We start from the raw sequence: 20,112 nt of genomic DNA on the forward strand, positions 1-20,112 counted from the left end.
CCCTCGACCAAAGCCGAAGATCCACAGCTCCAGACAAGAAAGGGCCTTGATCATCACCCGGCGGGTCCGGCCTGAGTCGCGCTAAAACCACCTGGCGATGACGTGATGGAAATTCGGCGGTCGAGTCAATGCGCGCCGCGTCGCCTTCAGCGGTTCAGGGGCGTAGGCGGAACCCGGCTCGCGTTCCCGGGTCGGGGGTGATGACGCCCAGCCGCGCGCCGGTGGGGTCGGTGAGGATGGCGAAGCGGCCGGACCGGGTGCCGGTCGGAGGGACGCTGACCTCGGCGCCGAGCTTCGCGGCGCGGTCGGCGGCGGCGTCGCAGTCGGCGACTTCGAAGAAGGGCATCCACTCCGGCCGAGACACCGGCCCCTCCAGCGCCAGCATCCCCGCCACCGACTGCTCGTCCACCTTGAACTCGGTGTAGGCGATGCCGAAGTACTCGCGGTCGACCGGCCGCCACCCGAACACCTCGCCGTAGAACCGGCGCGCCCCCGCGACGTCGCTGGTCGCCAGCTGGATCCAGCACGGCGCGGACGGCTCGTCCACCACTCGGGCCCCGATGAAGTCGTAGGTGTCGATGACGGCGAAGTCGGCGCCCTGCGGATCTCCCCACAGCGCCGCCCGGCCGAGGTTGCCCAGGTCGGCGGCCTCGATCAACTCGCTACCGCCGGCGCGGTGGAGCGCGGTGGTGGTGGCGGCCATGTCCGCGGTCCGGAAGTAGCACGTCCACGACGCCGGCTGCGCGGGGTCGGCCAGCGGTTCCAGACCGGCGACCTCCTCACCGTCGGCGCCGTCGAGGGTGAACACCTCGACTTCGCCGCGGTGCGGAACGAGCAGCGTGTAGGAGTCCCAGCCGAAGAGGCCGGAGTAGAACCGCTCTGAGGCCGACCTGTCGGGGGTCGCCAGTTCGACCCAGCACGGCCATCCGGGACGGTGCCCGGTCACCAGCGGCATTCCGACTCCCCTGCGCGCGGGTGCATATGGAGGCGTTACCCGGGCCCGGCCCGTCCCAGCGCCACCGGACAGTCAAATCGCCCAAATGCGACACACCCTCGCGCCTGGCGCCCTACAGGCCGACCAGGTCGGCGAGCCGAGCGCGATATGCCCTCGGTGTGCCCAGACCGATCTGGTCGGCCTTGGCACGCTCGGCGACGACGTTGCGGAGGATCTCCGAGGCGCCGCCCGGCCCGACGTCCAGGAATGCCACCGCTCGCGGCCAGTTGACGCCCGCGGGTTCGATCTCGAACACCTTCGCCAGCCCGTTCATGAGCTTCCGAGTGAACAGGCCAGGACGGTGTGGGGCACGGGTGTGCTCATCGGGCCGCATCACGAGGGCGAGCGAATCGCGGGACGCCGGGACCGGTCAATCACCTCGGCATTGGCCTGAGCGTGTCCACCCCGCACGTTTGCTCCGCCACGACCCTTCGTACTGTCGGCGAGCGTTCGAGGGAGCCCCGGTGCAGCGCTCCCGGCGGTGATCTTGATCCGGCCGCAGCGCAAGGCCCGCCGACACGATCTCCGATCGCGCCGCACCACCCATCGAACCCACGCGAGACACGCTCTTAGTCCGGATTCTTGAGAATCCCGAAACGATCAGTGACGCTCCTTGTACTGTCCGTTACAGACGGTTGGTGAGCGTGAGGGGCGAGGCATGGAAACGAGGGGCTGTTTAGCCACTGAGACGCAAACTGCGGCGGCGGGCGCGCTGGCCGCTCTGCTACGTGAGCGCGGCCTGATCGCGGCGGTGCAGGAGCGCGGGGTCGTCATGGTGTCCAACCCGGCGGCCGAGCCGAGCGCCGGCGATCAGGCCGACCGGGCGCTCGGTCCCGGGCTGAGACAGGAGGTGCGGTGCGCCCGGGGCCCCGGCGGGGCGGCGTGGTGGTTCTGGGTGTGGTGGGACGCGACCGGGCAATGCCCTCCCGAGCTGGAGCCGCTGTGCCCCGCCGACCAGCCCGAGACGGCCGCGGCCCGCATCGCGACCGTCCTGGCGATGTCCCCTGCGCCGCCTCTGGCGATGTCTCCCGCGCAGCGCGTCCGACGATAGCGGGGGCTCCTGGACCTCGGCCGGGATACCGGCGACAACCTCGCCGGCCGCCCGCCGGGCCAGTACGAGAGGGCGGGGCGGCCGTGTCCTTCGATGGGCAGCACGACCGCCCCGCTGGCAACCGCGATGCCTCGACAACGCCAGGCACGGGCTGAATGGCTGCACCGCCGCGGGTCGTGGCCCACTTTGTTGTCCCGGGGTTCAGCGGGAGCGCAGCCCGTCGACGCGATGGGCCGGTACACCGAGCGCCTGCAGAGCACCGCGCAGCTCATCGCGCTCCGCCGCACTGACGGGCGCACCCCTCATGTACAAGGCCATCACCAACTGACCGGCCGCCTTCTCCCACCGCCCGCTGGCGGCCGAGCCGGTGATGCGCTGCAGCACCGCGGCGGGCAGCCGATCCTGGAAACGGCCGGGAAGGCGCCGCATGGTGTCCGCCAGCTCCCGATTCTGCGCGGTCGTCGGTGGCGGCCCGGACAGCACGATGGGCCGGGACGGGCCGCTCAAGCCGAGCAACCGCAGCATCTGATCCGTCACGCCCACAGCGCGCCCTACCCTTCATCGTTCCGCAGACCGGACAAAGGGGCACCCGAGGTGCACGCCCAATGAGTCCGAAGATGTGAGTGGCTTAGCCCCTACCCGCCAAACGACAGAACTCACTCGACCACCGTGGTTCAGCGCGGGTTGCCGGTGAGTTTGTAATTGGGACGGGACGGGTGGGATCGCCCGAGCGGCCCTTCGGCCATGGCGCGGACGAGCGTCTCGCTGACCTGGGTGACGAACCGCTGTCCCGCCTCGGTGACGCCGTGCCCGCAGGCGGGGCCGCGCATGGCGCACACCCAACGCATGGTGCCCGTCGCGAACACGCCCGCTCCCTGGCGGTTGGTGTAGTAAGAGGTGTGCGCGACCGCCGTCCGGTTCCCGCAGGTGATCGGCGAGTTGGCGACGATCTCCAGCGTGTCGGGGGTGGGGCCGTCGCGGTTGAGCGCGTCGGCCTCCGGGCCGATGACGCCGGGGAACCGCGTCCCGGCGCGCACACCGGTGCCGCGGAACAACCAGAAATCGGGCCGCGTGACGGTCAACGCGCCCTCCGCCGGAAAGCACATGTACTGGATGCCGATGAGGTCGCTTTCCGGACGCGGCATCGGCGGAAGCCGCCAGTCCTGGGTCGACTCGGCCGGGTTGTGCCTCGCGACCGGATCGGTGCCGGAGTCCTTGTAGCAGACCACGAGCCGGTTCGCCCCCAGCGGCGTCGCGGCGAACCGGATGTGCCGGTTGACCGCGTTCGCACCGAGGAACGCGATGTTGACTCCTTGATCGCGGGCCTGCGTCGCACGCTGGCGCATGTTGGACGACCAGTACTCGTCATGCCCGAGGGTCAACAGGCCGCGCGCGCCTTTGAGCAGGTTGGGATCGGCGTGCAGGTCGTTGTCGGTCGCGTATGCCAGCGGCACGCCCACCTTTTCGGCGAGCGCGATCGCGGGTTGCTCGTAGGTCATGAACTTGCCCGCGCCGTTGCCGTCGTAGGGACGGTCGAAGCTGACCGCACTGGCCCGGTCGCCATCCCCACCGGACGGCCCCATGTACAGGTCGTACCCGCCCCACATGTTGTACGCCTGCCAGGTGGTGGTGGCGTTCAGCACGACCACGCGCCCCACCGCGCTGGAGGAGCGGACCGTCACCGGCACGTACCGCCGCGCCCCGGACGCCGCGGTCAGCATCATCAGGTAGCTCCCCTCGGGCCACCCTTTGGTGGACACGGTCAGCGACGGCCGCCACGGTGCCGACACCGTCCGGGTCGCCGGGTCGATGCGGGCGCCCGCCTGCCGGACCCCCGGGTACGTCCCGGACCGCCACACCCGGCGGGCCTGCACGCCGCCGTACCAGCCCATCCGGAACGCCTGCACGCTGAACCCGGACGTCGTGGTCGAGACGAACAGCCGGAACTGCTGGCCGGGAAGCACGCTCACCTGGTCGGCGTAGCCCTCGATCTCGTGCTCGGCCCCTCGTCCGCGGCGGGCGATCCGCCAGTCGGAGTCGCCTTTTTTCGCGTTCTCCGCGACGCTCACCGTCTTCTGTGACTGCCGCCCGCCGGAGTCGCGACTGTCCGTCCCGGACGAGCAGGCCCCGGCCAGGAGCAACACCAGGACGAGCACGAACGTGACCCCACCTGGCAGAGCCCGCCGCACCGTCGCGGGACGCGCGGCGGCGGCCTCGCGTCCGCCGCGTTCGATCCTGCCGCGCGCACGACTTCCCACGACGACTCCCCCGATGGTCGACTACTGCGGGCCTCCTTCCCGTCCCGCAGTACTGGAAGCCATGGCACCGATCAACCCACCGGAAACGGATGGTCATCAACCGCGAGGATGAGGACCGGGGCGCTCAGGCCGCTGGGCGAGCGCTGGGCGGAGCCGAGTTGCCAGGGGACACGGGTGACCAGGGGGCCGAGGAGCATCGCGGCGCGATCTTGCCTATGCGGGGTCGGTGAGTGGCCATGACCCTCACGGCTTGCTCTTGCCCTCCTTGTGCTTCGGAGGCTTCTTCTTTCCAGCCTTCTTGGTTTTCATGGGTGCCTGGGTAGCGCTGCTGGAACTGTTCTCATCGGATGGCTGTGGAGAAGTGCTGATTGTCGGAGGCGCCGACGTGGGAACGGTGGGCGGTGAGGCAGGCTTGTCGTCGCCGGAAGCGATCGCCACCCCGACCACACCTGCGATCACCACTGCGGCGGCCGCGGCGGCGGCGATGAGGACGTGCCTTCCCCACGAGTTGGTGGGCCGCTCAGGTTCCGGCAGATGGGCGATGGGCAGCCGGGCCGTTTTGGTGAGAGGCGCGTCCTCGGTCAGGTGGGTTGCGCGCCACGCCGGGCCGGCGAACCAGGCGGCCACCTCGGCGGCCGTGGGACGTTGCTCCGGCTGCTTGCTCAGCAACCGCATCAGGTAGTCCTCGAACGCCCCTGGCAGAAAAGGGCACCACTGACGAGGCGGTACGGGTGTGGCGTCGATGTGCTGGAAGACGACGGCGGCGGCATTATCGCCTTGGAATGGCGGCTGTCCGGTCAGCAATTCGTACAGGACACAGCCGAGCGCATAGACGTCGGACGCCGGTCCGGCGGGGCGGCCGAGGCCACGTTCGGGCGCCAGATAGGCGCTGGTACCGATCACCTGCCCGGTGCCGGTGAGCGCCGACGACGCCTCACCGGCGAACCGCGCGATGCCGAAATCGGCGATCTTCACGGTGCCGTCGGCGGCCAGCAGCAGGTTCCCCGGTTTGATGTCGCGGTGCACTACGCGCTGCCCGTGCGCGACGGCCAGCCCGGCCGCCGTCTGGGCGGCGATGTCGGCGACGCGTTCGATGTCCAGGACGCCGTGCACGGCGCGCTCGTGGGCCAGGCTGTGCCCCTCGACGTATTCCATCACCAGGAACAGCCGGCCCTCATGGGCTCCGAAGTCGTACACGGCGACCACATGGGGGTCACTGAGCCGGGCCGCGGTCTGCGCTTCCATCCGGAACCGCGCGGCCGCCTGCGGGTCGGTGGTGGTCGTCAGCAGCACCTTGACCGCGACCGTCCGGCCCAGGCTCTCGTCGGTGGCGCGCCAGACCTCGCCCATCCCGCCCTTGCCGATCGGCTCATCCAGTCGGTACCGACCCGCTACCAGCATCTCGCTCCCCGAACCCCCGCATGCGTCCTCGGCGGGACCGTCCCGGACCACGCGCGGGGATTTCGTGGCCCGGGACGGGACTACCCGCAGCGGTCACCGGCCAGACGGGGGCCGGGTACACACTCACCTCAGCGTCGACTTCTCCCGAAATGTCACACCCCTCGAGGGGGAAGTCCCAACGGTAGCGGCCCGTCGGCGGCGCACCGACCGACCGAGAAGCCGCTGAACGTCAAAGTCGGCCGCCATCGAGCTGTCCTGCTCACGCTGTGCGCTGCGCGCCCACATGCAGCCCGCGCATCGCCCGGTCTCAGCGCTCCGGAACCCCGACCACTGAGTCCCCGCCCCACCCCTGCGGACAAAGTCGCCGCCATTAACCACGCCTTCCACACCCAGCTAACGACCGCAAACCTGGAGAATGACGACGAACACATCGCAGGGAGTGGTCCATGTTCCCGGAATCGGCAGCATCCCCACCTGAACAGTCGGGCGGCGGTTGGACCCTGGTCTTCTGGGGGCTCGCCGCGCTGGCCATATGCATCCCGTTGTTGATCAACTACCGCGGCTTCGCTGACTGGACCGCCAGCCGCCGTTGGAACAGGGCACTGCACAAGAGCCATCGACAATCTGTGTTGTATCAGCGCCTTGGATCGGCTGTTTTCGCCGTGGTGGGCCTCGTTGTCCTCGTCCTTGGCGTCATCGATGTCACCAGCGGATAGCCGACTCTCTTCAGAGGCGCGATGGAACAGATGAGAAGTCGCCCAAGATGGTGCCGTGGACGCCGGACCTCTGGAGACCGGTCCTTCAACGCGGCGTGCGCTGTCGCGTGCGCCTCGCGTCGTCATCTCGCGGATGGGGCCGCTGGCGGACGGCCGGCGCGGGTCTGCTTGTACAGCCGGGTCAGGACGTGGCGGGCGTCGGCGGCGACACCGCGCAAGGTGGCCGAGGCGAACGAGCGCTGCCATTCCAGCCCGACATACCCCAGACCTGGATGGGTGGTGGAGATGCCGCCGCGGTGGCGCGGTCGGCTCTCCTCGTCCAGGGCACCCAGCCCTGCGAGATAGTCGACGCCGGGTCGGTACCCGGTGGCCAGAAGCAGCACGTCGGCACGCTCCCTGCTGCCGTCGCTCCACACGACCTGGTCGCCGTCCAGGCGAGTGAACATCGGACGGCGATCGGGGTTTCCGGTGGCGATGGCGTCCCGGTAGGTCCCGGTGTCGAACACCGGAGTGCCCTTGCCGCCGGTCAGCAGAGGCCGTGCCCACCCCGCGGCATCCAGCCCGGTCCGCTGCAACCAGATGTGCATGTCGACGCCCAGGACGCGCTGCGCCATGAAGCGCAGCGGATGCCGGGTCGCCAGCGTCACCCGCGCATGGGCCGCGAGCTCGATCGCGATCTGAACGGCCGAGTTGCCGCCGCCCACGATCACCACCCGCTTACCCGCGAACGGCTCGGGACGCCGGTAGTCGGACGAGTGCAGCACCGTGCCGGAGAAGCCGTCCAGTCCCGGCAGGTCCGGACGGTTGGGGCGGCTGAACCCGCCCGTCGCGGCGACCACCATCGGAGCGGCGAAGACCTCGCCGGCGGCCGTCACCGCCTCGAACCCGCGCCGGTCCCCCGCCCCTGCGATTACGACCTTTTCGACGCGGTGGCCGGTGCGGATGTCGGCGTCCAGGCGCGACGCGTAGTCGGCGAGGTAGGCCACGACCTCGTCCCGCGCGGGGTAGCCGTCCGGATCACCAGGGAACACCGCCCCGGGCAGGGCGCTGCGCCGGGCCGGTGAGAACAGGGTGAGGCTGTCGTAGTAGTGCGGCCACGAACCGACCGGCTGATCGCCCTCCTCCAGGATGATGGGCGCCAGGCCGAGGGATCGGGCGACGTGAGCGGTGGCCAGACCGGCCTGGCCGCCCCCGACGATGAGGAGAGGTGTCGCGGTGAGCATGCGGGCGAACATATCAATACTTCATAATATGTCAATGTGTTGATATGTGGCGTAAGGTGGGAGCACGCCTCGGGAGGAGCCAGCAACGATGGTCAAGCCGGTGGCCGGCCCGCCGCCGTCCAGGGAAGCATCGGCGGAGAACGTGAGCAGGACGACTCCGCTCGGGGACGAGTGCGGGACGTCGGCAGGCCCGCTCAGCGCCGAAGCGCGCGAGTTCCTCAAGGCGCTGGCCAGCGAGCAGCGACAGCAGATGCTCGAACTGTTCACCGGCGGAATCGAACTCACCGTCGGCACCGTCGCCGAGCGCCTCGGCATCGGCCAGTCCAACGCCTCGCAACAACTCGCCCTGCTGCGCCGAGGCGGCCTCCTCACCTCACGCCGGGACGGCAAGCAGGTCTACTACCGCATCGACTCCGCCGCGGTCGACCGCTCGCTCACCGAACTCCGCAGCTACCTGTACACCTGCTGCCCACCACCCGAAACTGACGACCCGGCACCGTAGCCGGAGTAAGCCCTTTCGACAGGGACACGGCATCAGCCCTGTTCAACGGCTGGGTCAGAGACAACGGCTGCGCCGGTCACTCCGTCACCGTGAACGGCGCCGATCTCAATCCGAGGGGACGAGTTCGGCGATCAGGCCCTCGATCCGCTTGCGTATCTCGTCGCGGATCGGACGCACCGCCGCCAGGCCCTGCCCCGCCGGGTCGTCCAGCGTCCAGTCCAGATACCGCTTGCCCGGGAACACCGGACAGGTGTCGCCGCACCCCATTGTGATCACCACATCGGACGCCTGCACCGCCTCGACCGTGAGCACCTTGGGGATCTCGCCCGAGACGTCGATGCCCTCTTCGGCCATCGCCTCCACCACGGCCGGGTTCACCGCGTCGGCGGGTGCCGAGCCGGCCGAGCGGACCTCCACCTTCTCCCCCGCCAAGTGCGTGAGGTAGGCGGCGGCCATCTGCGACCGACCGGCGTTATGCACGCACACGAACAGGACGCTGGGCTTCTCGGACATCAGATTCCTCGACCATCGGCAGAAGCTCGCATGTCTTCCCCTCCTCCTGCGGTCGACGCACCATCTCCCGCAGACGCGAACAGCGGCTTCGCCTCACGAGGATTTGTCAATATCAGGCGGTGAACGTACATCACTCCGATGAACGCAGAGTGAACACGCCATTCGCAGGGCCGCCGGGCATATGAAGGACGGACGCCCGAGTGCGGCATGCGCGAGCAGCAGGGCACATGAACACGCTCCCGCCGCTCCGTGACCCAAGCCACACGCTGCTCCTGTCAGGAATCGGGGCGCTGTCCCGCTCAACTCACGAAAGAGCAGAGCGACTCGACAGGAGCATCACATGAAGCACCGCATCGTCGTCCTCGGCGCCGGGTATGCCGGGGCTTACGTGGCCGGGAACCTGGCCCGCCGGCTGTCCCCGGTGGACACCGAGGTCACCGTGATCAATGCCGTGCCGGACTTCGTCCAGCGGCAGCGGTTGAACCAGCTCGCGGCCGGGCGGCAGGTCGAGGCTCCGAAGCTCACCGACGTCTTCGCGGGCACGGAGATCCGGCTGCGCGTGGCCCGTGTCACCGCCGTCGACCCTGAACGCCAGGTGGTCGCCGTCGCCGACGCGGAGGGCGGCGGCGAGGTCGGCTACGACACGCTCGTGTACGCGCTCGGCAGCCATGTCGCCGATCAAAGCGTCCCCGGCGTGGCCGAGCACGCGTTCGACGTCGCCGGACGGCCCTCGGCGCTGCGCCTGCGCGAGCGGCTGGACGTTCTGGAGGGGCGGGGCGAAGGCGGGAAGGTGCTGGTCGTCGGCGACGGGTTGACGGGCATCGAGACCGCCACCGAAATCGCCGAGTCCCGGCCCGGCCTGTCGGTGGCGCTGCTCGCCCGCGGCGAGCTGGGCGCCCGGCTGTCCGCCGGAGCCCGCGGCCACCTGCGCCGGGCCTGCGACCGGCTGGGCATCACCGTCCTGGAGCACACCAGTGTCGAGGCCGTCGAGGCCGCGCGGGTGCGGTGCGCCGACGGCACCGTCCTGGCGTCCGACGCAACGGTGTGGACGGCCGGGTTCGCGGTCAGCCCCATCGCCGCCGCCGCCGGCCTGGAGGTCACCGGGAACGGTCAGATCATCGTCGATCGGACCATGCGGTCGGTCTCGCACCCGAACGTCTACGCCATCGGCGACAGCGTCTACACCCTCTGCGAGAACGGCCGGCAACTGCCGATGAACTGCGGTTCGGCCGGCTACACCGGCCGGCAGGCCATCGAGGCGATCGTGGGACGCCTGACCGGTCGCAAGATCGCGAACGTCAAGCTGGTCTACTGGTACAACGCGATCAGCCTCGGGCGGTGGGACGGGATCCTGCAGCTGATCGACGGTGCAGGGCAGGCGAAGCCGAAGTACATGGGCGGCCGGAAGGCCGTGCGGGTCAAGGCGGGCATCCAACGGGGAGCCCTGTGGGGCACCTCGCACCCGACCTTCGGCCGGCCCAGGCGCAGGCGCCGCCTGGCCGCCGCACCGGGTGCGGTCGCCGAGCGGGCGGTCGCGTCCGCCGAGAAGTCGGCCCTTTAGCCGCCGCATAGGTTGGTCCACGTGGACGGCACCGCCACCGATCGCTTCGACACCGGCCGGTTCGAGGCCAGCCGCAATCGGCTGGCCTCGCTGGCCTACCGGCTGCTGGGCTCGGCCGCCGACGCCGAGGACGCCGTGCAAGACGCGTGGCTGCACTGGCAGGCGGCCGACCGGCAGCGGATCGAGGTGCCGCAGGCATGGCTGACCAAGGTCGTCACCAACCTGTGCCTCGACCGGCTCCGCTCGGCACGCGTCCGCCGCGAACGCACCGCCGGAGCCTGGCTGCCCGAACCGCTCCTCGACGGCGACCCGATGCTCGGCCCGGCCGACTCGTTCGAGCAGCGCGAGGCGGTCTCCCTGGCCGTGCTGACGCTCATGGAGCGACTGTCCCCCCTCGCGCGGGCCGTCTACGTCCTGCGCGAGGCGTTCTCCTACAGCCACACCGAGATCGCGGAGATCCTCGACATCACCGAGTCCGCGAGCCATCAGCACCTCCACCGGGCCCGGCGCCGCATCACCGCCGCCCAGCGCGGCGGCGGATGCGGCGAAGTCGACCCGGCATCGGCCCGCAGGGTCGTCGAGGAGTTCTTCGCCGCCGCCTCCTCGGGCCGCACCGAACGGCTGGTGGCACTGCTCACCGACGACGCGACCGCGATCTCCGACGGCGCCGGCCTGACCGCGACCCTGCTGCGATACGACACTCCGCAGCGCATCGCCGCCATCGCACGGGCCGGATTCAATCCCACACCCGCGAAACGGCGATTCGCCGGCCGCACGCCCGCCGCGCACTACGCGCTCGTCAACGGCACCCCCGCCATCCTGTTCGTGCTCGGCGACCAGGTCGTCGGCGTCGTGGCGTTCGACATCACCGGCGGCAGGATCGCAGCCGTGCACGGCATCGCCGCGCCCACCCGCCTCGTCCGCCTCACCCGAGCCTGGCGGCAGCAGGAACAGGACACACTGCTCATCACCCAATGGTGACTCGCCCCCGACCACGGGCCGGATGAAGCATCCGCGCTGCGGCGAGCGGCCGCTGACGGCACCCGCCCAGAGACGTCATCGCGCCCGACAGCTCGCCTCGATCTCACATCAGTCGAGTTGGCTCTCGCTGATCGAGGTCAGACGGTCGGCGGCGTCGGGGTCCGCTTCGCCGATGCGGTTCAGCAGGCGGTGCAGCAGCGTGTGAAGGGCCTCGAAATCCTCGGGGCTGGTCAGTTCGGCCCAGTGCTGTTCGATCCGGTCCCCCGCGCCGGCCGCCGTCGGCTGGACCGCTCTTCCCCGCTCGGTGAGGACGATCAGCCGGGACCTGGCGTCGCGGGGATTGGGGCGGCGTTCCAGGTACCCGGCCCGCTCGAGCTGGTCGACCGACTGCGCCATGGTCTGCTTGCGCACGCCCGCGCGAAGTGCCAGGTCGCGGACCGTGATCCCCTCCGGCGGGACGAACGGGAACACCTTGGCGTCCCCGGACCGGATGTCGCCGAAGCCCGCCTCGGCCAGAGCCGCCTCGATGCCGACGGTGTACTCGCGATGGAGCAGGCGCAGGAGCAGCGACAGCCTCGCACGCCTCGAAGTGGAGTCTCCCGGCATATTGACAGGTTCCTGTCTACTTTCTAGGTTGGTCAGGTACCTGTCTAGTATGTCATTCTCCCAGGGAGAGCGCCATGCCCACCGCACCCGTCCTGGACTCGACGATCTTCTACCGGGAGGTCGGCCGGGGGCCGACCCCAACGGTCTTCCTGCACGGCAACCCCACGTCGTCCTACCTGTGGCGGCACGTCCTGCCCGTCGTCGGGGCCGCCGGCCGGTGCGTGGCACCCGACCTGATCGGCATGGGCGAGTCCGGCAAGCCCGATATCGCCTACAGCTTCGACGACCACGCCCGGTACCTCGACGCCTGGTTCGACGCCCTCGAACTCGACCGGGTCGTACTGGTCGGCCATGACTGGGGCGGCGCGCTCGCCTTCGACTGGGCCGCCCGCCATCCCGGACGCGTACGCGGGATCGCGTTCACCGAGACGATCGTGAAACCGATGTCCTGGGAGGAGTTCCCGGCCGGCGCCCGCCCGCTGTTCGAAGCGATGCGGTCCCCCGGGGTCGGCGAGGCGATGGTGCTGGAGGAGAACGCCTTCATCGAGCAGGCGCTGCCTCGCACCGTCCCCGGGCTGAGCGAGGAGGATCTCGCGGTCTACGGCCGCCCCTACCCGACCCGACGCAGCAGGGTGCCGCTGCTGCAATGGCCGCGGTCGATGCCGCTGGACGGCGAGCCCGCCGACATCGTCGCAAGAATCGACGCCTACGGCCGATGGCTGGCCGACAGCGCGGACGTGCCCAAGCTCCTGCTCGCCTTCGAGCCCGGCGAGAGCACGATGATGAGCCCGCAGATCATCGACTGGTGCACCGCGCACATGTCCGCTCTGGAGACCGAGACGCTCGGGACGGCCGGCCACCACACGCCTGAGGAACAGCCCGAAGCCATCGCCTCCTCGCTCGTCGCCTGGCTGGACGAGCACGACCTGCTCTCCGCCGAGAAGGGCCGGGCGTGATGCGCGCGATCCGGCAGCACGCGTTCGGCGGCCCGGAGGAACTCCGGCTGGAGGAGGTCCCCGACCCGCATCCGCCGGCCGGCCAAGTGCGGATCCGGGTCGAGTCGGCGGGCGTCCACCTGCTCGACACCGTCATCCGCCAGGGTGCGGGCGGGCCGCGGGTCGCGCCCCGCCTGCCCATGACACCGGGCCGCGAGGTCGCCGGAACGGTCGACGAGGTCGGCGCCGGCACCGACACCGGTCTCCTCGGCCGCCGCGTCGTGGCCGACCTCGGCCCGCCCAGTGGCGGATACGCAGAGCTGGCGCTGGCACCTGCGGCGTCCGTCCACGTCCTGCCGGACGACGCCGACCCCGACTGCGCCGTGGCCATGGTCGGAACCGGCCGGACCACCATGGCGATCCTCGAACTCGCCGCGCCGGCCGCCGAAGACGTCGTCCTGGTCACCGCCGCCGCGGGCGGGATCGGAACCCTGCTGGTCCAGGCGTGCCACGCGGCCGGAGCGACGGTCGTCGGCGTCGCGGGCGGCCCCGGCAAGACCGCGCTCGCCCGCCGGACCGGCGCCGACCACGCCATCGACTACACCCGCCCCGACTGGCCCGACCGAGTGCGCCGGGCCCTGCAGGGCAGGCCGGTGACACTCGTCCTCGACGGGGTCGGCGGCCGGATCGGCCGAAGCGCTCTGGAACTGCTCGGCGTCACCGGACGCCTGGTGATGTTCGGCTCGTCCTCGGGCTCCCTGACCGAACTGTCGGCCGCCGACCTGTTCAGCCGGGGCATCAGCGCCGCCTCCGCCGTCGGCGCACGCATCCTCCAACGCCCGGGCGGCACCCGGACGCTGGAACACGACGCCCTCCAAGCACTGCACGACGGACGCCTCGTCCCCGTGATCGGACAGAGGTTCGCCCTCGCAGACGCGGCCGCCGCCCACACCGCCCTGCAATCGCGAGCGACCACCGGAAAAACGGTCCTGCGCCCGTGACTCGCGATCTTCCTCGCAACGAAGGCATCGCGCACCACCGCCTCGTGCACTCAGCCACCGCCCGCAACCGGCTCACCGGGCGCCCGCGGTCGCGGCGCATCCAGGCTTCACCAGGGAAAACGTCGGCCATCCGGTTGGCGGTGGCCCGTCACACCCCGGCCAGAGGGCGGAGAAGCCTGGCGGCCAGTCCTCTCAGTTCCTCTCACGGCAAATCAGCATCAGCCCACACCCACACCCCTAAGGACCAGCATGGAACAGCGTCGGCCGTTGGGTTATTGGTTGAAGCTCCTCGACCAGCTCATCGAAGACAACCTCAACCGGGTCCTTGAAGCGGACGGGCTTCATCGCCGCCATTGGCAAGCGATGAACCTGCTCGCGCCAGGCCCCGACTTCGACCGCGCGGGCCGACGTGGACCGGCCACAAAAGAAGCGATCGCGCAGAGACTACGGCCCTTCTGGTCCGGGAGTTCGGTCGACGTGGACGAGGCGGTCGAGGAGTTGAAGCGGCGTGGCTGGATCACCGAGCAGGAACCCCACGCTCTCACCCCCGCAGGCAAGACCGCGCACGCTGCTCTGGCGCAGAAGGTCCAAAGAGCAGGGCGCCAGATCAGAGCAGGAGTGACCGCAGAGCGATACGCCGACGCCATTGAGGTGCTCCGCCAAATGACCTTGAACGCAGAGAAAATGCATCAAACCGCGCCCTGAGCGCCTAGTGCACCTCCCGCCGAAGCACTTGCTGAACGCGCGATCTCTTCCCTGGGGGTGTCACGCCCGAGGGACGGGCGGTGTCTTCATGTTGAACAGCCAGAACACACACCTACACAGGGAGAACGTCATGGCGCTGCGCGTACCGAAGGCCGAGCTTCCCGCCGAGGTCAAGGAGAACATGATCAAGCAACTCGGTGACGTTCCCGAGAACGTCGAAGTGCTGTGGCACAGCCCCGCGGTCGCCCTGGACAACTTGGAGTTCGGCGCCAAGGCGGGCGCGTGGAGTGCGGCCGACAAGAGCCTCAAGTCGTTCGCGCACATGGCCGTCGCGGCGCAGGTCGGCTGCAGCTGGTGCCTCGACGTCGGCTACTTCCAGGCACGTAACGACGACCTGGACCTGACCAAGGCGAGCCAGGTGCCCCGCTGGCGGACCTCGGACGTGTTCACCCCGCTGGAGCGGGACGTGATGGAGTACGCCGAGGCGATGTCGAACACGCCGCCGACCGTCACCGACGAGCAGTACGCGGGCCTGCTGGAGCGGCTCGGCCCGGCGGCGATGGTCGAGCTCACCGTGCACATCGCCTTCGTCAACATGGCGACGAGGGCCAACGTGGCTAACGGGGTCTCCTCGCAGGGCTTCTCGGACGCCTGCGAGATTCCGCTGGCGAAGGTCCCGGAGAAGCCCCGTGCGGCGGCGTCGACGGCATGATCAAGCAAGCGACGGCCGAGGACCCGTTCATCGCCCACCGCAGCCTGCTGTTCACCGTCGCCTACCAGATGCTCGGGTCGGCGGCCGACGCGGAGGACGTGCTGCAGGACTCCTGGCTGCGGTGGGCCGGCATCGACCGCGCGCAGGTGAGCGACCCGCGGGCCTACCTCGTCCGCGTCGTCACCCGGCAGTCACTCAACCAGCTGCGCACGCTGTCGCGCAGGCGCGAGGACTACGTCGGCGAGTGGCTGCCGGAACCACTGCTCACCAGCCCTGACGCCGCGGAGGACAGCGCCCTTGCGGAAAGCGTCTCGATCGCGATGCTGACCGTGCTGGAAACGCTGGCTCCGGTGGAGCGTGCGGTGTTCGTGCTCCGGGAGGTCTTCGAGCTGCCCTACGGCGAGATCGCCGCGGCCGTGGACAAGTCCGCGCCCACGGTGCGGCAGATCGCCCGGCGGGCCCGCGAGCGGGTGGCGGCCCGACGGCCTCGGGTACGGGTGAGCCGGTCGGAGCAGCGAGCCGTGGTGGAGCGGTTCCTGGCGGCGGTGCGCACCGGGCAGGTGGAGGAACTGATCGAGGTCATGGCACCGGACGTGGTCCTGATCCCCGACGGCGGCGGGCTCGCGCCCGCAGCGCGCGCTCCGATCCACGGTGCCGAACTCGTCGCGGAGTCGCTCGCGCGCCCGGGCCGGACGGTGTCGACCGTCTGGCTCAACGGCGCGCCCGCCGGCCGGATCGAGATCGGCGGCCGGGTGGCCGCGGTGAGCCTGGTGGTCGAGGACGGGCGGGTGACCCTGATCCACGCGGTGGCGAACCCGCAGAAACTGACGCGCCTGGAGAAGCCGACCGACCTCGCCAGATAGCCCCCGCGCCGCCGTTCCAGCGGACAGTCCCGTCTGGCCCGCGCAGCCGCAGGGTGGTGGTCCTCGGCACGCCGCCGACCATCACCCTGCGGCGGTGGTGTTCATGGCCACCACCGGCTGCATCTGCCTGCAACTCCTGCCCACCTTCGGCGCACGCTCAGTACGACCGCGCTCGCCCGCACAAGCAGTCGCGTCTTCACCACAACCGTCCTCCTCCACCCGAACGGGGTCGGCGGTTCATCCGGCCAGGCCGCGGCGCAGGGCGGCGGCGAGTTCGGCCATCTGCCGTTGGGACACCTCGGCGGGCAGGGCCTGGGATCCGTGGAACGTGCCGGGCCACTGGTGCAGTTCGACCGGCACGCCCGCCTGGAGCATCCGCAGCGCGTACTCGATGGCCTCGTCGCGCAGCGGGTCGAACTCGGCGGTGGCGACGTGGGCCGGAGGCAGGCCGGACAGGTCGCCGGCCCGCGCCGGCGCGGCGTAGTGGGTGGCGGGTTGGGAGCCCAGGTAGTGCCGCCATGCGACGGCGAGCTTGTCGCGTGTCATCCACGGCGTGTCCGTGAAGGTGCGCTGCGACCAGGTCTCCTGCCGGTCGTCGAGCATCGGCTGGTTGAGCAGTTGGAAGCGGATCGCCGGGCCTTGCTCGTCGCGCGCCCGCAGCGCCAGCCCGGCAGCCAGGCCCGCGCCCATGCTGTGGCCGCCGACGGCGATGAGCTCCGGGGCGACGCCGAGCTCCGCGGCGTGCTCGGCCACCCAGAGCAGCACGGCGTAGGCGTCCTCGTGGGCGGCTGGGAACGGATGCTCGGGGGCCAGCCGGTAGCCGACCGAGATCAGCACCGCCCCGGAGCCGTCGGCCATCCGGACGGCCTGCGAGTGCTCGGAGTCCAGGTTGCCGAAGACGCCGCCCCCGCCGTGCAGCCAGACCACGGCGCCCTGCGCCCGGCCCGGCCGGTAGATCCGCACCGGCACGTCCGGGGCGGCGGGCACCGTGCGATCCTCGATCTCCAATCCCGTGGTGTCGGGTGGCGGTCGCAGGGCGGCGCTCGCGGCGAGCCCGGCGCGGGTGGCGGCCGGATCGGTCAGGTCGAGGTCGGGGAGCAGCGGCGCGAAGGCTTCCAGTTCGGGATCCATGCCGTCCACCATCGCGGTTACCCCCATCCCGAATCATCCGCCACCCGTCGGGCGTTCAGCGTCGGCCACGCACCGATCGGCGCCTATTCTGGCGCCATGGAGGCTCTGGCCGAACGGCTGTCGGGACTGGATCCGCACGTCGACGGCGTGATCCGCGTCGTGCTGTTCTACGACACGCTGATGCGCCGGCGGGTGGACCTGCCGGCGCTCGCCCGGGCCTCGGCGGGCCTGGCCGAGTGCACGGCCGGGATCCGGCTGCACGGCACCGGACGGGATATCCGCATGGCGCCCGACGGCCGAGAGGCGTCCGGCCCACCCGCGCCCGCGTCCGGCACGGCGCCGATCACCCTCGACGAGGAGGAGATCGGCACGGTGTGGCTGGAGCGCCCCGGCCCGCCAGGTCCGCTCGACGCGGCGCTGCTGGAGCGGCTCGCCATCGCCGCCGCCGGGGTCGTCGAGCGGTACGGTCCGGCCCGCACCACCATGGCCGATCCCGCCCTGGTCGAACTGGTCGTCAGCGCCGACGGAGACGAGGCGGCCCGCTCCCGGGCGTTGCGGCTGCTGGGGTTCGCCGCCGATCTGCCCGTCCTCGTCGTCGCCGTGCGCTCGTCGCTGCCGCTCGACCGGATCGCGGCGCTGATCTGCCCGGCTCGTCCGGTGAAGGCGGCCTCGGTCGCCGACGTCGGAGTGATCCTGGCCGCCGCCGTCGCCCCGGACCGGTTCCCGCCGGACGTCCGCGCCGGCATCGGCGCCGCCGCGAGCCCCGACCGGTCCTGGCACCAGGCCCGCACCGCCCTGCGCTTCACCACTCCGCGTCAGCCGGTCGTCCACCACGACGACCTGGGCGCGCTGGCGTTGCTGGCTGAGATCCCTCCCGACGCCGCGCGCGGCAACGCCGACGTGGCCGCGATCGCCCGCATGGCCGACAGCCCCGAGGACCTGGAGACCCTGGACGCCTACTGCGCCACCGGCTCCCTGCGCGGCGCCGCCGACCTCCTCCACCTGCACCACAGCAGCGTCTCCCGCCGCCTCGAACAGATCGCCAAGGCCCTCGGCATCGAACTCACCGACCCCGCCGGCCTGACCCGGGCCCGGCTCGCCCTCACCGCATGGCGGCTCCTGGAGCGTTGAGCCGCGCACGCCCCAGGGCGTGACGGTCTCCAGAAACGCGGCGGTCTCGCGGGCGAAATCGTCCGGGCCTCCAGCACGCCGAGGTGACCGTGATCGCTGAGCAGGACGGCACGGCCCGGGGGGCGCGACGGATGTCGTCGAGTTGCTTGGCCTGATCGACGACACCGTCCTTCCCACTGATGACGTAGCAGGTGGGCACGAGCAGGCCGGGCAGTTCGTCGGCCTGGCTCGTAAACGCCCCTTCGGTGAGCCACCCCTGCCACATCTCCCGGCTGACGCCGAGCATGTCCTCGGCGAGCGACGCCGTGCGGCCGAGATCGACATCAGCGCCTCCGACGACGCCTACTGGGCCGCCAAAGAGCCGACCGGCCTGGAGATCGGCCGCTACAGCCACGGCGGCTTCTTCGGATGCTCCGCCGATCACCGGCACCCGGTGACGTTCCACAGCCAATGACCGGGCACGGCACCGCAATTGCCGACCGCCTGCCCCGCCGCGGCCAGGGACTCGACATCTTGACAGCGGCCCAATCTGACGTCTTGGCGAGCCGGCCGAGCACGGGCGACGGCGGCCGCTCCAGTTCCCCACGTGCGGTCAGTTGAGGCATCGCGTTCCGTGAGGCATTCCTGAGCCTCAGAAGCCCACTCACCCGGTGAGGGGAACGGGATCGCCCTGCCGGGTGAGGCGTCGCCGCGACGGTCGGTGCGATGTTCAACCGCATGACGGGTTCGAGACGTGGGATGACGGCATCCCGGCTGACGTGGTGGCGTCAATGGCCTCGATGGGTGGGCCGAGCAACGATGGTCTGGGGTGTGGCGTACGCGGCCTTCGGCCTGGCATGTGCGCTCAGCCGGACCCCGCTGCTCTACCGCGGCGACACCCCGGCGCCTTCCGCGCTGGGCTGGGCAGTCGTGGCGGTGGGCTTTCTCGCGGTGCCGGCTTGTGTCGCGGTGGGGCGGTACGGGCTGCGGCCGATGCTGCGCGTGTGGCTGTGGGTGCTCTGCGGGTTGGCCGGGGCAGCTGCGTTCGGCCTGCTCATGGACGTCGTCACGCTGGTATTCGGCCAAGGGGTGGACAGCGGGGCGGCCGCTGCGAACCACGGGCTGGCGGCAACCGGGGCGCTCCTGTTGGCGGCCACGGCCCGGTCCGACCGCCGCCCGGCCACCGTCTCCGAACTCGCTCCCTCCACCGCGGTCGCCGCCCCGACGGCCGCCTCCCGGACGGTCCACCTCGCTGCCTGCGCCGGGACAGCGGCCTTCTTTCCTTACACGGTGATGAAACTGATCTGGGCGTCCGGCGGTACCTTCGCCGGGACGACCGGCGACGAGATCATCGCGATTTCCGAGCGCAACGGCGCCTCGGGAATCTGGCTCACCCTGGAGTCGTGGGGACTCGACGGCACCGCGCTGTTGGCCGTGCTCGGGCTCTTCCTGCTCTGGGGACTGGTCCGCCCATGGGGCCAGGTCTTCCCGCGCTGGTTGCCGTTGCTGCACGGCAGCCGCGTCCCGCGCTGGCTCCCCCTGACCCCGGCCCTGCTCGGCACCGCCACCCTCGCTCCGTACGGGGTGGTCGGGATCGGTTACACCACTCTGGCCACGGCCGGCATCGTCACAATGCGGCGCGGGGACTTCCACACCGCGAGTGACGCGCTGTTGGTCGGCTGGATCGGCATGGTCGCATTCGCCGTGTACGGCGTCGCGCTGACCATCGCCGCCCGCTCGTACTGGCATCGAACCGTTAGATCTTCCGCTAACTAGCCGTCCGCGGGGAGTTTCGGCTGGTCACCCGAGATCCGGGAATTGCGTGGTAGCAAAATTTCTCCCGCAGTCT

The 20,112-nt window shown here is 70.7% G+C and carries 22 protein-coding genes; 13 read left to right on the plus strand and 9 right to left on the minus strand.

Features of this window, described 5'->3' with window-relative positions:
* Nucleotides 1-154: 154 nt before the first annotated feature.
* Together ETD96_RS00115 and ETD96_RS00120 are read right to left on the minus strand one after the other, a co-directional pair.
* Entirely contained in the window at nt 155-955 is an 801-nt protein-coding gene (locus ETD96_RS00115; protein WP_138631983.1) for a VOC family protein, read from the minus strand.
* 112 nt (nt 956-1,067) lie between these two features.
* Nucleotides 1,068-1,268, minus strand: a complete 201-nt coding sequence (locus ETD96_RS00120) for a hypothetical protein (RefSeq protein ID WP_138631986.1) — start codon at nt 1,266-1,268, stop codon at nt 1,068-1,070.
* Nucleotides 1,269-1,652: 384 nt separating this feature from the next.
* Here ETD96_RS00120 and ETD96_RS00125 point away from each other — a divergent pair, with 384 nt between their 5' ends.
* Nucleotides 1,653-2,045 (plus strand): hypothetical protein, encoded by a 393-nt coding sequence (locus ETD96_RS00125; protein WP_138631989.1) that lies wholly within the window; start codon nt 1,653-1,655, stop codon nt 2,043-2,045.
* Between the two features lie 201 nt (nt 2,046-2,246).
* On the opposite strand, the gene ETD96_RS00130 is transcribed toward ETD96_RS00125, so the two are convergent.
* The 3 genes from ETD96_RS00130 to ETD96_RS00140 form a co-directional block, all read right to left on the minus strand.
* A complete protein-coding gene (locus tag ETD96_RS00130) occupies nt 2,247-2,582 on the minus strand; it encodes a hypothetical protein (protein WP_138631992.1) in 336 nt (111 codons plus the stop codon).
* A 137-nt stretch (nt 2,583-2,719) separates the two neighbouring features.
* Nucleotides 2,720-4,303: a N,N-dimethylformamidase beta subunit family domain-containing protein gene (locus ETD96_RS00135; protein ID WP_138631995.1), complete on the minus strand. Its 1,584-nt coding sequence runs from the start codon at nt 4,301-4,303 to the stop codon at nt 2,720-2,722.
* Nucleotides 4,304-4,546: 243 nt separating this feature from the next.
* The gene (locus tag ETD96_RS00140) at nt 4,547-5,704 is read right to left on the minus strand and encodes a serine/threonine-protein kinase (protein ID WP_138631998.1); all 1,158 of its coding nucleotides are present in this window, start codon (nt 5,702-5,704) and stop codon (nt 4,547-4,549) included.
* A 446-nt stretch (nt 5,705-6,150) separates the two neighbouring features.
* Between ETD96_RS00140 and ETD96_RS00145 the strand changes: the two genes are divergently transcribed.
* On the plus strand, nt 6,151-6,420 hold the full coding sequence (locus ETD96_RS00145; RefSeq protein WP_138632001.1) for a hypothetical protein: 270 nt from the start codon (nt 6,151-6,153) through the stop codon (nt 6,418-6,420).
* Nucleotides 6,421-6,542: 122 nt separating this feature from the next.
* Here the strand turns inward: ETD96_RS00145 and ETD96_RS00150 are convergent, their stop codons facing one another.
* Nucleotides 6,543-7,643 (minus strand): flavin-containing monooxygenase, encoded by a 1,101-nt coding sequence (locus tag ETD96_RS00150; RefSeq protein ID WP_138632004.1) that lies wholly within the window; start codon nt 7,641-7,643, stop codon nt 6,543-6,545.
* An 88-nt stretch (nt 7,644-7,731) separates the two neighbouring features.
* On the opposite strand from ETD96_RS00150, the gene ETD96_RS00155 reads away from it, so the two are divergent.
* Nucleotides 7,732-8,145 carry an ArsR/SmtB family transcription factor gene (locus ETD96_RS00155; RefSeq protein ID WP_138632007.1) on the plus strand — a complete coding sequence of 138 codons (414 nt, stop codon included), beginning with the start codon at nt 7,732-7,734 and terminating at the stop codon, nt 8,143-8,145.
* A 105-nt stretch (nt 8,146-8,250) separates the two neighbouring features.
* On the opposite strand, the gene ETD96_RS00160 is transcribed toward ETD96_RS00155, so the two are convergent.
* Nucleotides 8,251-8,658, minus strand: a complete 408-nt coding sequence (locus ETD96_RS00160; protein WP_138632010.1) for an arsenate reductase ArsC — start codon at nt 8,656-8,658, stop codon at nt 8,251-8,253.
* 340 nt (nt 8,659-8,998) lie between these two features.
* Here ETD96_RS00160 and ETD96_RS00165 point away from each other — a divergent pair, with 340 nt between their 5' ends.
* Nucleotides 8,999-10,219 (plus strand): NAD(P)/FAD-dependent oxidoreductase, encoded by a 1,221-nt coding sequence (locus ETD96_RS00165; protein ID WP_138632013.1) that lies wholly within the window; start codon nt 8,999-9,001, stop codon nt 10,217-10,219.
* Nucleotides 10,220-10,240: 21 nt separating this feature from the next.
* Nucleotides 10,241-11,200, plus strand: coding sequence for a sigma-70 family RNA polymerase sigma factor (locus tag ETD96_RS00170; protein WP_171068764.1), 960 nt, complete (start codon nt 10,241-10,243; stop codon nt 11,198-11,200).
* Nucleotides 11,201-11,308: 108 nt separating this feature from the next.
* On the opposite strand, the gene ETD96_RS00175 is transcribed toward ETD96_RS00170, so the two are convergent.
* Entirely contained in the window at nt 11,309-11,806 is a 498-nt protein-coding gene (locus ETD96_RS00175) for a MarR family winged helix-turn-helix transcriptional regulator (protein WP_138632019.1), read from the minus strand.
* Nucleotides 11,807-11,880: 74 nt separating this feature from the next.
* On the opposite strand from ETD96_RS00175, the gene ETD96_RS00180 reads away from it, so the two are divergent.
* The 5 genes from ETD96_RS00180 (at nt 11,881) to sigJ (ending at nt 16,022) form a co-directional block, all read left to right on the plus strand.
* The gene (locus ETD96_RS00180; protein WP_138632022.1) at nt 11,881-12,762 is read left to right on the plus strand and encodes a haloalkane dehalogenase; all 882 of its coding nucleotides are present in this window, start codon (nt 11,881-11,883) and stop codon (nt 12,760-12,762) included.
* Nucleotides 12,762-13,742, plus strand: coding sequence for a zinc-binding dehydrogenase (locus ETD96_RS00185; RefSeq protein ID WP_138632188.1), 981 nt, complete (start codon nt 12,762-12,764; stop codon nt 13,740-13,742). Before ETD96_RS00180 ends, ETD96_RS00185 begins: the two co-directional genes overlap by 1 nt.
* Nucleotides 13,743-13,991: 249 nt before the next feature.
* Entirely contained in the window at nt 13,992-14,447 is a 456-nt protein-coding gene (locus ETD96_RS00190) for a MarR family transcriptional regulator (protein WP_138632025.1), read from the plus strand.
* 130 nt (nt 14,448-14,577) lie between these two features.
* Complete coding sequence (locus tag ETD96_RS00195) at nt 14,578-15,159, plus strand: carboxymuconolactone decarboxylase family protein (RefSeq protein WP_138632028.1); 582 nt, start codon at nt 14,578-14,580, stop codon at nt 15,157-15,159.
* Nucleotides 15,156-16,022 (plus strand): RNA polymerase sigma factor SigJ, encoded by an 867-nt coding sequence (gene sigJ, locus ETD96_RS00200; RefSeq protein WP_138632031.1) that lies wholly within the window; start codon nt 15,156-15,158, stop codon nt 16,020-16,022. The genes ETD96_RS00195 and sigJ overlap by 4 nt, the downstream gene beginning before the upstream one ends.
* 237 nt (nt 16,023-16,259) lie before the next feature.
* Here the strand turns inward: sigJ and ETD96_RS00205 are convergent, their stop codons facing one another.
* Nucleotides 16,260-17,180 carry an alpha/beta hydrolase gene (locus tag ETD96_RS00205; protein ID WP_240807023.1) on the minus strand — a complete coding sequence of 307 codons (921 nt, stop codon included), beginning with the start codon at nt 17,178-17,180 and terminating at the stop codon, nt 16,260-16,262.
* Between the two features lie 69 nt (nt 17,181-17,249).
* Between ETD96_RS00205 and ETD96_RS00210 the strand changes: the two genes are divergently transcribed.
* The 3 genes from ETD96_RS00210 to ETD96_RS00220 all read left to right on the plus strand — a co-directional run bounded on the left by ETD96_RS00210 (nt 17,250) and on the right by ETD96_RS00220 (nt 20,039).
* Nucleotides 17,250-18,284 carry a PucR family transcriptional regulator gene (locus ETD96_RS00210; RefSeq protein WP_138632034.1) on the plus strand — a complete coding sequence of 345 codons (1,035 nt, stop codon included), beginning with the start codon at nt 17,250-17,252 and terminating at the stop codon, nt 18,282-18,284.
* Nucleotides 18,285-18,426: 142 nt separating this feature from the next.
* Nucleotides 18,427-18,738: a hypothetical protein gene (locus ETD96_RS00215; RefSeq protein ID WP_138632037.1), complete on the plus strand. Its 312-nt coding sequence runs from the start codon at nt 18,427-18,429 to the stop codon at nt 18,736-18,738.
* A gap of 356 nt (nt 18,739-19,094) precedes the next feature.
* Nucleotides 19,095-20,039 carry a hypothetical protein gene (locus tag ETD96_RS00220; RefSeq protein ID WP_205719031.1) on the plus strand — a complete coding sequence of 315 codons (945 nt, stop codon included), beginning with the start codon at nt 19,095-19,097 and terminating at the stop codon, nt 20,037-20,039.
* Nucleotides 20,040-20,112 lie beyond the last annotated feature (73 nt).

Origin of the sequence: Actinomadura geliboluensis (assembly GCF_005889745.1) — a bacterium.
In the GTDB taxonomy this organism is placed as follows: domain Bacteria; phylum Actinomycetota; class Actinomycetes; order Streptosporangiales; family Streptosporangiaceae; genus Spirillospora; species Spirillospora geliboluensis.

Excerpts from the sequence above, each read along its gene's own strand:
- ETD96_RS00115 (WP_138631983.1), bottom strand. The coding sequence starts at position 955 with ATGCCGCTGGTGACCGGGCACCGTCCCGGATGGCCGTGCTGGGTCGAA.
- ETD96_RS00120 (WP_138631986.1), bottom strand. The coding sequence starts at position 1,268 with ATGAACGGGCTGGCGAAGGTGTTCGAGATCGAACCCGCGGGCGTCAAC.
- ETD96_RS00125 (WP_138631989.1), top strand. The coding sequence starts at position 1,653 with ATGGAAACGAGGGGCTGTTTAGCCACTGAGACGCAAACTGCGGCGGCG.
- ETD96_RS00140 (WP_138631998.1), bottom strand. The coding sequence starts at position 5,704 with ATGCTGGTAGCGGGTCGGTACCGACTGGATGAGCCGATCGGCAAGGGC.
- ETD96_RS00145 (WP_138632001.1), top strand. The coding sequence starts at position 6,151 with ATGTTCCCGGAATCGGCAGCATCCCCACCTGAACAGTCGGGCGGCGGT.
- ETD96_RS00150 (WP_138632004.1), bottom strand. The coding sequence starts at position 7,643 with ATGCTCACCGCGACACCTCTCCTCATCGTCGGGGGCGGCCAGGCCGGT.
- ETD96_RS00155 (WP_138632007.1), top strand. The coding sequence starts at position 7,732 with ATGGTCAAGCCGGTGGCCGGCCCGCCGCCGTCCAGGGAAGCATCGGCG.
- ETD96_RS00160 (WP_138632010.1), bottom strand. The coding sequence starts at position 8,658 with ATGTCCGAGAAGCCCAGCGTCCTGTTCGTGTGCGTGCATAACGCCGGT.
- ETD96_RS00165 (WP_138632013.1), top strand. The coding sequence starts at position 8,999 with ATGAAGCACCGCATCGTCGTCCTCGGCGCCGGGTATGCCGGGGCTTAC.
- ETD96_RS00175 (WP_138632019.1), bottom strand. The coding sequence starts at position 11,806 with ATGCCGGGAGACTCCACTTCGAGGCGTGCGAGGCTGTCGCTGCTCCTG.
- ETD96_RS00180 (WP_138632022.1), top strand. The coding sequence starts at position 11,881 with ATGCCCACCGCACCCGTCCTGGACTCGACGATCTTCTACCGGGAGGTC.
- ETD96_RS00185 (WP_138632188.1), top strand. The coding sequence starts at position 12,762 with ATGCGCGCGATCCGGCAGCACGCGTTCGGCGGCCCGGAGGAACTCCGG.
- ETD96_RS00190 (WP_138632025.1), top strand. The coding sequence starts at position 13,992 with ATGGAACAGCGTCGGCCGTTGGGTTATTGGTTGAAGCTCCTCGACCAG.
- ETD96_RS00195 (WP_138632028.1), top strand. The coding sequence starts at position 14,578 with ATGGCGCTGCGCGTACCGAAGGCCGAGCTTCCCGCCGAGGTCAAGGAG.
- sigJ (WP_138632031.1), top strand. The coding sequence starts at position 15,156 with ATGATCAAGCAAGCGACGGCCGAGGACCCGTTCATCGCCCACCGCAGC.
- ETD96_RS00205 (WP_240807023.1), bottom strand. The coding sequence starts at position 17,180 with ATGGGGGTAACCGCGATGGTGGACGGCATGGATCCCGAACTGGAAGCC.
- ETD96_RS00210 (WP_138632034.1), top strand. The coding sequence starts at position 17,250 with ATGGAGGCTCTGGCCGAACGGCTGTCGGGACTGGATCCGCACGTCGAC.